Below are 11,794 nucleotides of genomic sequence, written 5' to 3'. Positions count from 1 at the left end.
TGTTCGACCATCGCCTTCGACCTACCCGACCGACAGATACTCGCTGTAGAACAGGCCCAGACCAACCGCGGACGCCATACCGGCGAGCATCCAGAATCGGATGATCACCGTCGTCTCGGCCCAGCCGCTCAATTCGAAATGGTGGTGGAACGGGGCCATCTTGAACAGCCGGTTCCGGGTGGTGCGGAAGACCGCGACCTGCAGCACCACCGACGCCGCCTCGGCCACGAACAGCGCGCCGATGACGATCATGAGCAGTTCGGTGTGCGTGGTGATGGACAGGCCCGCCAGCAGACCGCCCAGCGCCAGCGATCCGGTGTCACCCATGAAGATCTTGGCCGGAGCCGCGTTCCACCACAGGAATCCGATGCACGCCGCACCGCCGGCCGCGCACACCAGCGCCAGATCCAGCGGATCGCGCACGTTGTAGCAGCCCGCCTCCGGGTAGTCGACGCAGGCGTTGCGCCACTGCCAGAAGGTGATGATCATGTACGCGCCCAGCACCAGGCTCATGGACCCGGCGGCCAGACCGTCCAGGCCGTCGGTGAGGTTCACCGCATTGGACCAGGCCACCACGACCAGGCAGACGAAGGCCAGGAAGATCCACACGCTCATCGACACGGTGGTGATGTCGCGCACGTAGGACAGGTGTTTGCTGGCCGGGGTCAGCCCGCTGTCGTTGCGGAACTTCAGCGCCAGCACGCCGAAGACCACGGCGGCGGTGAGCTGTCCGATGTACTTGCCCGCCGCGGTGAGGCCCAGATTGCGCTGCTTGCGAATCTTGATGAAGTCGTCGAGGAAGCCGACGCCGCCCAGCGCGGTGGCCAGGCCCAGCACCAGCAGGCCCGAGGCCGACGGTCCGGGCTGGCCGTAGCTCATGCCGATCAGGTGGGTGCCCAGGTAACCGGCCCACATACCGGCGAGGATGGCGACACCGCCCATGGTGGGGGTGCCGCGCTTGGCCTTGTGGCTCTCCGGGCCGTCGACCCGGATCTCCTGTCCGAAGCCCTGTTTGGCGAACATGGAGATGAGGACGGGGGTGAGCAGAATGGAGACGGCGAGCGCGATGGCGGCCGAGAAGAGGATCTGGGTCATCGTGCGGCCTCCTCCGCCGCGGCGGGCCGCGCAATCGAATCAGCGGCGGGCCGCGATTTCGAATCAGCGGCGGGCCGCGAATCAGAACCAGCGGCGGGCCGCGCATCCGGACCTGCTGCGGCCGTCAGATGTTCGGCGACGGCCCACAGCCCCACCGACTTGGACGCCTTGACCAGCACCACGTCACCGGGTGCCAGTTCGCTGTCGAGCAGTTCGACGGCGGCGGCGATATCCGGCACGTGCACCGCCTCCTCGCCCCAGGATCCCTCCTGCACCGCGCCCTGGAACAAGGCGCGCACCGGACGGCCCGCCCCGACCACGATGAACCGGTCCACGTCGAGCCGGACGGCCAGGCGGCCGATCCGGTCGTGTTCGAGCACCGATTCCTCGCCCAGCTCCCCCATCTCACCGATGACGGCCCAGCTGCGGCGCGCGGTGTCGCCGGATTTGGCCATGGTGACCAGCGCCTTGAGCGCGGCCCGGACCGAATCCGGGTTGGCGTTGTAGGAGTCGTTGATCACGGTGACGCCGTCGGCCCGGGTGCGCACGTCCATGCGCCGTTCCGAGACCGCCTGCGCCGCACCGAGGGCGGCGGCGGCCGTCGCGAGATCCGCCCCGCATTCCAGGGCGACCGCGGCGGCGGCGAGCGCATTGCCGACCTGGTGTTCGCCGTGCACGGCCAGGGTCACGTCCACGCTCTCGTCCCCGCGGCGCAGGGTGAAGCGGGCGCGCGCCTGCTCGTCCAGGGTGACGTCGGTGGCGCGCAGATCCGCGCCGGCGGCCTGGCCGACCTGGACCACGCGCGCCGCGGTGCGTGCGGCCATGGCCGACACCAGCGGGTCGTCGGCATTGAGCACCGCGAGCCCGGTGGCCGGAAGTGCTTCCACCAGTTCGCCCTTGGTCTCCGCGATCGCCTCGCGGCTGCCGAATTCGCCCAGGTGCGCGGTGCCGACATTGAGCACCACGCCGATGCCCGGCGGGGCCACCTCGGTGAGGGCGCGAATGTGGCCGCGGCCGCGGGCGGACAGTTCCAGCACCAGGAAGCGGGTGTCGGCGTCGGCGCGCAGCGCCGTCCAGGGGTGACCGAGCTCGTTGTTGAACGAACCGGGCGGAGCGACAACGGGTCCCAGCGGGGACAGGACGGCGGCGAGCAGGTCCTTGGTGGAGGTCTTGCCGGAGGATCCGGTCACGCCGACGACGGTGAGGCCACCGGCGGCGACGAGCCGGTCGACGCTGGTGCGGGCCAGTTTCGCCAGCGCCGCCAGCACGGCCGCGCCGGAGCCGTCGGTATCGGCGGCCAGCGCCAGCGCCCGGCTGGTGCGGCGGTCTTCCGGTGCCGCGTCGCCGTCGGCTCCGGTATCTCCGTCTCGCGCTGCCGGGGCGGCGGACGGTGGCGTGACCACGATGGCGGGCACGCCCACCGGTCGGGCCGCCAACACCGCCACCGCGCCCGCGGCGACGGCCTGTCGCGCGTAGTCGTGTCCGTCGACCCGTGCACCCGGCAGCGCCAGGAACAGGTCGCCGGATCCGATACGGCGCGAATCGAATTCGACCGCGCCGGTCACGGTCACCTCCGGGTCGGGACAGTCGTGTAGCGTGCCGCCCACGACATCCGCGATCTCCCGCAGTGTCATCTCGATCATGAAACCGTCAGGTCCTTAGTTTTCTCGGAGAGAGCCGCCGCGAGCACCTCGCGGTCGTCGAACGGATACTTCACACCCGAAATCTCCTGCCCTGTCTCATGTCCCTTGCCCGCCACCAGCACCGCGTCCCCGGGCCGGGCCCAGTCCACGGCGGCGGCGATGGCGGCCGCCCGATCCCCCACCTCGCGCACCTCGCCACGCTGCCCCTCCGGCAGCGCGTCCGCGCCCGCGCGCACGGCCGCGCGGATGGCGGCCGGATCCTCCCCGCGTGGATTGTCGTCGGTGATGATGAGCAGATCCGCGCCGCGCGCCCCCGCCGCACCCATGAGCGGGCGCTTCCCGGCGTCGCGGTCCCCGCCCGCGCCCACCACCACGGCCAGGCGGCCGCCCGCGCCCTGTTCGGCGAGATACGTTCGCAGCGTGGCGATCACCGATTCCACGGCGGCGGGCTTGTGCGCGTAGTCCACCACGGCGAGGAAGTCCTGGCCGCGGTCCACGCGCTGCATGCGGCCCGGCACGTCCACCTCGCCCAGCGCGGCGGCGGCCGCGGCCGGATCGACACCGGCGGCCTCGCACACCGCGACCGCGAGCAGGCCGTTGGCGATGTTGTAGTCACCCGGAAGGCGCAGGCGCACCGGCACGTTCAGCGCACCGCGGGCGGCGGTGAAACTCTGGGTGCCAGCCGGTCCGGCGGTGACGTCGGCGGCGGTCCAGTGCGCGGGCTGCGTGGTGGAGACGGTCACGATATGGGTGCGCTGTTCGAGCTCCCCGGCCAGCCGCCGTCCCCAGGCGTCGTCCACGCAGATCACCGAGGTGGCCGCGCCCACCGACGAGGCCGGATCGAACAGGCGGCGCTTGGCCGCGTAGTAGTCCTCGAAATCGGCGTGGAAATCCAGGTGGTCCTGGGACAGATTCGTGAACGCGCCCACCGCGAACTCGACGCCGTCCACCCGGCCCAGCGCCAGCGCGTGACTGGACACCTCCATCACCACGGCCTGCACGCCCCGCTCCACCATGACCGCGAACATGGCGTGCAGCTGCGGCGCCTCCGGGGTGGTGAGGGCGCTGGGCACGCGCACGCCGCCGATGCGGGTCTCGATGGTGCCGATGAGCGCGGTGCGCAGCCCGGCCGCGGTCAGGCCCGCCTCCACCAGGTACGAGGTGGTGGTCTTGCCGGAGGTGCCGGTGATGCCGATGATGCGCAGCCGCCGCGACGGATCGCCGTAGAGGGCCGAGGACAGCGCGCCGAGCACCGCGCGCGGATCGTCGCGCACCAGCACCGGCACCTCGATCGCGCCGATCAGGTCCGCACCCGCCGCGTCGGTCAGCACGGCGACCGCGCCGCGCGCGACGGCGTCGTGGGCGAACCGCGCCCCGTGCGCCCGCTCCCCGGCCAGACCCGCGAACAGGTCGCCGGGCCGGACGGCGTTCGAGCGCTGTTCGATACCGGTGACCCGGATATCGTCCAGGGCCGCGGCGGCGAGCGCCGCGTCCGCCGAGCGCCGGTCGTGCGGCGCGAACCGCGCGCCCGTCAGCTCGGCCACCGACCGCAGGCTGGTCGCCGGTGGGTCCGCGGGCCGGAGTACCTGCGGCTCGGTCGAACCTCCGCTACGCGGTTGCGACTGCGCGGGCACGAAGCTCCTCTCTGGGGATGAACGGCTGGGCGGTGATCGAGCGCGTCGCGGGGCCACCGCAACGGATCGACGAGTCAGGTTACCTGTGGTGCCTCACTGGGCGATCGGCGCGGCGCGGTTCGCTCACCCGCCGGTGTCGGCGCGGGGTCGTCCGGAGCGTGCACTCACCCGTTCCCAGTCCTAGGACGCCTGCAGGATCAGGGGTTTCGCCGGTGGCGACGGCGGCACGCGATCGCGCTGCAGGGCCCACGACGCGATGGCGTGGAACAGCGGTGCGGCCGACTGCCCGCCGCTGCCGTCGGAGCTGCGCACCGGGGCGTCGAGCATCAGGCCGATCACGTAGCGCGGGTTGTCGGCGGGGGCCATCCCGGCGAAGGTGATCCAGTAGCTGGAGGTGGAGTAGCAGCGGCAGCCGGGGTCGATCTGCTGCGCGGTACCGGTCTTCCCGGCCACCTGGTAGCCCTCGACAGCGGCGGGCACGCCGGTGCCCATCTGGACGCCCATGGGATCGCGCTGCACCACGGCCTGGAACATCTCGCGCAGGGTGGCGGCGGTCTCCGGGCTCACCACGCGCACACCCTCGGGCGGTTCCTCCTCGGTGCGGTTGCCGTCCGGGTCGATCGTGGACTTCACGATGCGCGGCGGCACCCGGACACCGTCGTTGGCGATGGCCTGGTACATGGCGGTCATCTGCAGGGTGGTCATCGAAAGGCCCTGGCCGATGGGCAGATTGGCGAAGGTGGAGCCGGACCACTGCTCACGGGAGGGCACCACGCCCGCGCTCTCGCCGGGCAGGCCGACGCCGGTGCGCTGGCCGAGGCCGAATTTCTGCAGCATGTCGTAGTAGCGGTCCTCGCCGATGCGCTGCGCCAGCATCAGCGTGCCCACATTGGAGGACTTGCCGAAGATGCCGGTGGTGGTGAACGGCATGACGCCGTGCTGCCAGGCGTCGTTGACGGTGACGCCGCCCATGAAGATGTTTCCCGGCACCTGCAGCACCTCGTCGGGCGTGGTGAGGCCGTATTCGATGGCCGCGGCGGCGGTGACGATCTTGTTCACCGAACCGGGTTCGTACACCTCCTGCACCGACGGGTTGCCCAGCGAGGAGCTGGACCAGTGCTGCGGTCCCAGGGCCGGATTGAAGGTCGAATCATTGGCCATGGCGAGCACCTGCCCGGTGCGGGCGTCCAGCACCACCGCCGAGGCGGCCTGCGCTCCGGACAGCTCCTTGGCCTGCTGGATCTGCTGCTGCACGTAGTACTGCAGATCGGAGTCGAGGGTGAGTTCGACGCCGTAGCCGTTGACGGCGGGCTGCCGGTCACGCCAGCTGCCCGGGATGACCGCGCCGTCGGAGCCGCGGTCGTAGGTGTGCGAGCCGTCGGTGCCCGCGAGAATCGCGTCCAGGGCCGATTCCAGGCCGATCTGGCCGTGCCCGTCCCAGCCGGTCGCGCCGATCACATTGGCGGCCAGGGAGCCGCCCGGATATTCGCGCAGATCCTGGCGCTCGGTGCCGACCTCCGGGAACTTCAGGCTGATATCGGCCGCTACCCGGGGATCCACGTTCCGCACCAGGTAGACGAACGGCTCGTCACTGCGCAGCTTCTTCAGCAGATCCTGTTCCGGCGCGGCGGTGCCGAGTTTGCCGTGAATGTATTTCGCGATGGCCTGCATGCGCTGATCCGGCTCGGGTTTGGCCGAATTCTCGTCGTGCGCCTCCTGCAGATCCTTGCGCACCCGCACCGGCTGGAAGGTCAGCGCCTTGGCATTGACGGTGAAGGCCAGCGATTTGCCGTTGCGGTCGAGAATCGGCCCCCGGGTGGCGGCATCGATCTGATGCACCGTCCGCTGACTGGCCGCCTCCGCCGACAGCCGTGGCGCGGAGACGCTTTGGATCCACAGCAGTTGCAAGGCCGCGACCAGCAGCGCCACCAGCATCACGATCCGCCCCACGCCGAACCGGAACCGCGTGGACGCGTCCAACCCCGGCGCGGGCCGCGGTCTGGACGGCTTGCGCGCCCGCGCGGGCCCCGCCGCGCTCCGCGCACTCGCCGCCCGCTTTCCCGAACTCGCGCGCCCGCCACCGCCGTTCCCGCGTCCGCCACCGAAACGGCCGCGACCACGCCCGTTCTCGGCACGGTCGCGGCCGGAATCACGGCCACGCGACATCCGCGACGTCACCCGACCACCCCGTTTCGCGCAGCGCCGCGGCGACCATGCGGTCGGTGGCCGTTGCGGGCCGCACCCGCAGCCGACCCGGTGCGGCCGAGAAGCCTGGAGCCCGTGGCTGGTTCCGTTCCCGTTGTGGCACAGCCGCGTATGGCCCGTGCGACCGGATGTGCGGCACTCCGGTCGGCCGGTGCCGTGGCGGACCGGCCCAGCGCGCGGATCACCTCGGCACCTCCTGGAGGGCCGGGGCGGGCGTCGCCTGCACGGGGTTCGGGGTAACCGGCACGGGGGCCTGCGGGATGTCCTGGACCTGTTGCGGTGCGGGTGCAACCGGGTCCTGGGGCGCGGGCTGCTGCGCTGCCGGGGGTTGCGGCGCGTCGTTGTTCACCGGGTCGGCCGGGGGTTGGGGCGCGCCATCGTTCGCCGGGGCGGCCGGGGGCTGCTGGTTCGGTGGGGCGGCCGGGTTCGGTTGTGGGGCGGCCTGGATGGCCGGGTTCTGGTTCGCCGCGGGCGGCGGGGCGGCCGGGGTGGTGGTGACCGGGACGACCCGCTCGCCCTGCGCCTGCGAGAGATTCGGCGGGGGCGCGCCCGGGGTGGGCGGCAGGGTGTTGAGCGGTGGGGCGGGGGAACCCGCCGCCGGGGTCGGATCACCGACCACGATCACCTCACCGTTCGGGCCGATCACCAGGCGTGCGGGGTCGCGGGCCGGGATCATGCCGAGTTCGCGGGCGCGGGCGGCGAGCACGGGGGCCGAATCGGCGGCCGCCACCTCGCGCTGGAGGGCATCGCGCTCATCGGAGAGCTGCTGGTTCACTCGCCGGGCCGCACCGAGCTCATAGCTGTCCTCGGTGGCGCGGGTAGTGAGCAGCAGGGTGAGCGCCAGCCCGCAACCGAGCAGCGCGAGAATGGTCGCGACGAACGGAATGCGGCCCGCCAGCACCGGTTCCCCGGTGCGCGGCAGGGCGGGTGCGCCCTCGCGGCTGCGCCGCTTGGCGTAGGCCCGCTGCGCCGCACCGGATTTCACCTGCTCGGCCGCCTTGACCCGACGGGCCGGGCGGTTCTCGCGACGCTGCACACGTCCCTGCGTCATCGTCATAGCACCACCCCTCCCACACCTGTGCCCGCGCGCGGTCGTCTGCTCCGGGTCATGTCGTCTCCTCCCCAGCGATCCGCTCGGCCGCGCGCATCCGTACCGGCGCGGCCCGCGGGTTGTCCTCGATCTCCTGCTCCGTCGCCTTCTCCGCGCCGCGGGTCAGGATCTTGAATTCCGGGCCCATACCGGGCAGTTCGACGGGCAGGTCGAGTGGGGTGCGCGAGGCGGACCGCTTGGCGAACTCCGCCTTGACCACCTTGTCCTCGAGCGACTGGTAGCTCATCACCACGATGCGTCCGCCCGGAGCGAGCGCGTCGAGGGCGGCGGGCAGCGCCGCTTCGAGGGATTCCAGTTCTCGGTTCACCTCCACCCGCAGCGCCTGGAAGGTGCGCTTGGCGGGGTGCCCGCCGGTGCGACGGGCGGCGGCGGGAATGGCGGCGTAGAGCAGTTCCACCAGTTCGGCGCTGGTGGTGAAGGGCTTCTGCTGGCGGCGGCGCAGCACCTCGGAGGCGATCTTGCCCGCGAACCGCTCGTCGCCGTAGGTCTTGAGCACCCGGGCCAGATCACCGTGGCTGTAGGTGTTGAGCACATCGGCGGCGGTCATCCCGCCGCTGGGGTCCATGCGCATATCGAGTGGCGCGTCCACGGAGTAGGCGAAACCGCGGTCGGCCTCGTCCAACTGCATGGAGGAGACGCCGAGATCCATCAGGATGGCCTGTACCGAACCCCGCGGGGCGAGTCCGGCCTGCTCCAGCGCGCCCGGGATCCCGTCGTACCTGGTGTGCACCAGGGTGATTCGGTCCTCGAACGGGCGTAGTCGCTCACCCGCCAGTTTCAGCGCCTCGGTATCGCGATCCAGTCCGACGAGGCGGATGTTCGGATAGGTGCGCAGGAAGTACTCGGCGTGGCCGCCCAGGCCGAGGGTGCAGTCGACATAGACCGCGCCATCGGAATGCAGTGCGGGACCGAGGATTTCATCGGCGCGGTGGAGGAGGACCGGAACGTGGCGGGGACCATCGGCGTTTCGGTGCACCTAGACCTCCCGGATCCTGCCTCACGTTCGTTCGCACACCCCGTGCGGGTCGCTTGCGATTCGGACTTCACTGCTGAGTTGGTCGACTCTTCAGTGCGGTGGCCAATGCCCCGTGGTCTCTGACCGAAGCACCGCACCTGGCGTTGGGGAAGTACGTCAGGGTCGGCGTCGGGCAGAGGCCGCAGGGCACTCGCCTCGCTGTGGGCTAGAAGATCCCGCCCAGCGACTCGTCTCTGGCTTGCGAGTAATCCTCCTCGTGCTCGGCGAGGTAGGAATCCCACGCCGCCTTGTCCCAAATCTCCAGAAAGTCGACCGAGCCAATCACCACGCAGTCCTTGGTCAGGTTGGCGTAGCGGCGGTGTTCGGCCGACAGCATGATCCGGCCCTGTCCGTCCGGGCGCTGCTCATCGGTGGAGGCCGCGAGTGCGCGGACGAAGGCACGGGCCTGCGGATTGCTTCGAGACGCGGCCGCGGCTCGCCGCGCGAGGGCGGTGAACTCGTCCTTCGGATACACGGCAAGGCTGTGGTCCTGTCCCTTCGTGACCATCAACCCTCCCGCCAGTTCGTCTCGAAACTTCGCAGGCAACGTCAGTCGCCCCTTGTCGTCCAAACGGGGGGTATAGGTCCCGAGAAACAACTCCCGACACCTCCTACCGGATCACCCCTCGTCTGTTCGGCCTCCTGTAGTGCGCGCTCCACATTACCCCACTTTCCCCCACTTTCAATCGAAAGCGGCGGTGATCTCGGTCCCCGGTTGGCGAACTTCGCAGGTCACATCAGCTATCACCGAGGTGGGGAAGGTGCGCCGCAGTTCCCCCGACACACACGGCATACGGTGCCGCCGGTCCGACAACCGTCAGCAAACCCGCAGATAGCACGCATATCCGACAGCCGTGGGGCGCGGTGGGGAATACGGGTGGGGAGGTGTGGGGAGTCGTGGAATTGGGTATCGGGAACCCGCGACACGCACAAGACACGCCGCAGCGCCACACCCGAAATCAGTGTGGCGCTGCGGCGTGTCGCGCTTGTTTCCGAGCCGGGCCGAAGCCCGGCCGTCAATTGTCCTGTTCGAAGCGCCGCCGGAAGCGGTCTTCCATCCGGGCGGAGAATCCGCCCGCCTTCTTCGGGCGACCGCGCCCGCCACCGGGATTCGCACCCGATGTCGGATCGCCCTCGCCGCCGCCGTTGGCGGCACCCAAGCGGGGGCCACCCATCAGCAACAGCACGCCCGCTCCGAACATCACGATGAATCCGACCAGGCTGATGATCGGGAAGTCCCCGAGCTTGATCGGGGCGGCAATGCCCGCGACGAGTAGGAACAGGCCGAGGACGAAGAGCGCGGCCGCTTGCAGTCTGCGACGACCGGTGGCGGAACGTAGCCGCCCGCCTCGTACGGTCGACGCGAACTTGGGATCCTCAGCATAGAGCGCGCTCTCGATCTGTTCGAGCATGCGCTGCTCGTGCTCGGAGAGTGGCACGGTACCTCCCCCGGCACTAGGTAGTGGCGGTCGCCTCCGGGTAAGCGACGGATAGCCGACCTTGGCGGCTGTCTGCCACCAATGATACGAGTTCGATCAGAACCGGACCACCTACTCGGCCGATGTTCAAGCCAGCATTCCCGCGATCCATCCCGTGGAGGGTCTCGTTTTGGCCGCCGCGGCGAGCAGATCGTCCACGTCGTGCAGGAATGCGCCTACCCGCGAAGCGAACTCGTCGGCCTTGGCGTCGTCGATCTCCCGTGGTAGACCGGCCTCCAGCGCCGCGCGCGTCTCCGACTGGGCGCTGAAGTAGTCCGACCACATGATGAACTCGGGGGCCGCCTTCTGCATGAGCACCCAGGCATTGCGCGAACGCGCCCGCGGCATCCGGTCGACTCCGGTCAGCGCGAGCACCGCGCCCGCGCCGCGCAGGGCCGCCAGATAGGCGGTGCGGAAGCGCTCGGCCGGATCCCTCTCCCCCGCCGCCTGCATGAGCAGACCGTCGGCGCGCCGCAACAGCTCACCGGCCCGGCCCGGACGGCCCGGACGTTCAGTTTTCCCGGTCATCGGGTACCTCCCCACTCGCATACCCTGATCCACCAGGCATCTTGCCCATCGTGCGACCGGTGACGGCCACCGCCGAAGATCGAACAGGTATTCGAAGGATTCAATTGAGTTTGAATATAGAGAGAGCCACCGACAAGTTCCGGCGCTTCGCAGCACCGGATCCCAGCGCACACGGAAGTCGCGTCTGCCCCACATGACCGCCGTCACCCCGAAACCCACGCCCGTCGTCGTCGATCTGTCGGCCGCGACCATGCGCGCCCGGCTCGCCGACGCCCTCGCGGTGTACGTCGCGGCCATGGACTATCCGCCGGGCACCGAACACCACCGCGCCCCCATGTGGACCGAGCACACCACCCGGCCCGGCTGGCAGGCCGTCGCCGCGCTGCTCCCCGACGACGACGGCCGCCTCGACCTGCGCACCGCACCGGTACTGGCGATCGCCTACGGCTATCACGGTGCGGCGCACCAGTGGTGGCATCAGCAGGTGTACACCGGCATGCGGCGCACCGGCTGGCCCGAATACGCGGCCCGCGACCTGCTCTCCGACTACTTCGAACTCACCGAACTGCATGTGCACCCCGCCGCGCAGGGCCGCGGTATCGGCGAAACCCTGCTGGCCCGCCTGCTGGCCAACCGCCCCGAACGCATGGTGCTGCTGTCCACCCCCGAGGTGGACCAGGAGGCCAACCGCGCCTGGCGCCTCTACCGCCGCCAAGGCTTCGGCGATATCGTGCGCCACTTCGTCTTCTCCGGTGACACCAGGCGTTTCGCCGTCCTGGGCCGGCGGCTGCCGCTGTGAACGCACCGCCGGACAGCGTTCGCGCCACACCCCGAAACGACCGCCCGCGGCCCCCGCGATCCCACGCCGAAGACGGTCACGCACGCCGAGACGACCGCGAGCGCGTCACGTACCCCCGAAGGATGGCGGTGCCACCGCTACCAGTTCACGAGCCGAGCCACGGCGCCCTGGTCACCAGGGCGCGGTGGGCACGCAGCGGCTCCGCCCGACACGAAGTCCGGCAAGCACGCGGCGGATGCACCCGACACGAGACGCGGTGGGCACGCAGCGGCTTCACGCGACACCA

10 protein-coding genes are annotated in these 11,794 nt (G+C 70.5%); 1 reads left to right on the top strand and 9 read right to left on the bottom strand.

Going from position 1 to position 11,794, the window contains the following annotated elements; genetic code table 11:
* Window positions 1-21: 21 nt before the first annotated feature.
* The 9 genes from mraY to FOH10_RS08385 form a co-directional block, all read right to left on the bottom strand.
* Entirely contained in the window at window positions 22-1,095 is a 1,074-nt protein-coding gene (gene mraY, locus FOH10_RS08425) for a phospho-N-acetylmuramoyl-pentapeptide-transferase (RefSeq protein ID WP_029929299.1), read from the bottom strand.
* Window positions 1,092-2,738, bottom strand: a complete 1,647-nt coding sequence (locus FOH10_RS08420) for a UDP-N-acetylmuramoyl-tripeptide--D-alanyl-D-alanine ligase (RefSeq protein WP_143980300.1) — start codon at window positions 2,736-2,738, stop codon at window positions 1,092-1,094. Before FOH10_RS08420 ends, mraY begins: the two co-directional genes overlap by 4 nt.
* Window positions 2,735-4,372 carry a UDP-N-acetylmuramoyl-L-alanyl-D-glutamate--2,6-diaminopimelate ligase gene (locus tag FOH10_RS08415; protein WP_143980299.1) on the bottom strand — a complete coding sequence of 546 codons (1,638 nt, stop codon included), beginning with the start codon at window positions 4,370-4,372 and terminating at the stop codon, window positions 2,735-2,737. Before FOH10_RS08415 ends, FOH10_RS08420 begins: the two co-directional genes overlap by 4 nt.
* Before the next feature lie 180 nt (window positions 4,373-4,552).
* Window positions 4,553-6,538 (bottom strand): peptidoglycan D,D-transpeptidase FtsI family protein, encoded by a 1,986-nt coding sequence (locus FOH10_RS08410; RefSeq protein ID WP_186000890.1) that lies wholly within the window; start codon window positions 6,536-6,538, stop codon window positions 4,553-4,555.
* 220 nt (window positions 6,539-6,758) lie between these two features.
* Window positions 6,759-7,634, bottom strand: coding sequence for a cell division protein FtsL (ftsL, locus tag FOH10_RS08405; RefSeq protein ID WP_186000762.1), 876 nt, complete (start codon window positions 7,632-7,634; stop codon window positions 6,759-6,761).
* Between the two features lie 49 nt (window positions 7,635-7,683).
* Entirely contained in the window at window positions 7,684-8,664 is a 981-nt protein-coding gene (gene rsmH / locus FOH10_RS08400) for a 16S rRNA (cytosine(1402)-N(4))-methyltransferase RsmH (RefSeq protein WP_143980298.1), read from the bottom strand.
* 205 nt (window positions 8,665-8,869) lie between these two features.
* On the bottom strand, window positions 8,870-9,301 hold the full coding sequence (mraZ, locus tag FOH10_RS08395; RefSeq protein WP_029929310.1) for a division/cell wall cluster transcriptional repressor MraZ: 432 nt from the start codon (window positions 9,299-9,301) through the stop codon (window positions 8,870-8,872).
* 418 nt (window positions 9,302-9,719) lie between these two features.
* Window positions 9,720-10,142 carry a DUF3040 domain-containing protein gene (locus FOH10_RS08390; protein WP_029929312.1) on the bottom strand — a complete coding sequence of 141 codons (423 nt, stop codon included), beginning with the start codon at window positions 10,140-10,142 and terminating at the stop codon, window positions 9,720-9,722.
* Between the two features lie 126 nt (window positions 10,143-10,268).
* The gene (locus FOH10_RS08385; RefSeq protein ID WP_039812420.1) at window positions 10,269-10,709 is read right to left on the bottom strand and encodes an SAV_6107 family HEPN domain-containing protein; all 441 of its coding nucleotides are present in this window, start codon (window positions 10,707-10,709) and stop codon (window positions 10,269-10,271) included.
* Between the two features lie 193 nt (window positions 10,710-10,902).
* On the opposite strand from FOH10_RS08385, the gene FOH10_RS08380 reads away from it, so the two are divergent.
* Window positions 10,903-11,508, top strand: a complete 606-nt coding sequence (locus tag FOH10_RS08380) for a GNAT family N-acetyltransferase (protein WP_143980297.1) — start codon at window positions 10,903-10,905, stop codon at window positions 11,506-11,508.
* The last annotated feature ends 286 nt before the right edge of the window (window positions 11,509-11,794 follow it).

The sequence above is a fragment of the Nocardia otitidiscaviarum genome (assembly GCF_007362295.1).
Classification (GTDB): Bacteria; Actinomycetota; Actinomycetes; order Mycobacteriales; family Mycobacteriaceae; genus Nocardia; species Nocardia otitidiscaviarum.
The sequence above is the reverse complement of the archived record's forward strand: the minus strand, read 5'-3'. Positions and strand labels throughout refer to the sequence as shown.

Bases quoted from the DNA above. Each gene is read 5' to 3' on its own strand.
- mraY (WP_029929299.1), bottom strand. From the start codon at position 1,095: ATGACCCAGATCCTCTTCTCGGCCGCCATCGCGCTCGCCGTCTCCATT.
- FOH10_RS08420 (WP_143980300.1), bottom strand. From the start codon at position 2,738: ATGATCGAGATGACACTGCGGGAGATCGCGGATGTCGTGGGCGGCACG.
- FOH10_RS08410 (WP_186000890.1), bottom strand. From the start codon at position 6,538: ATGTCGCGTGGCCGTGATTCCGGCCGCGACCGTGCCGAGAACGGGCGT.
- ftsL (WP_186000762.1), bottom strand. From the start codon at position 7,634: ATGACGATGACGCAGGGACGTGTGCAGCGTCGCGAGAACCGCCCGGCC.
- FOH10_RS08385 (WP_039812420.1), bottom strand. From the start codon at position 10,709: ATGACCGGGAAAACTGAACGTCCGGGCCGTCCGGGCCGGGCCGGTGAG.
- FOH10_RS08380 (WP_143980297.1), top strand. From the start codon at position 10,903: ATGACCGCCGTCACCCCGAAACCCACGCCCGTCGTCGTCGATCTGTCG.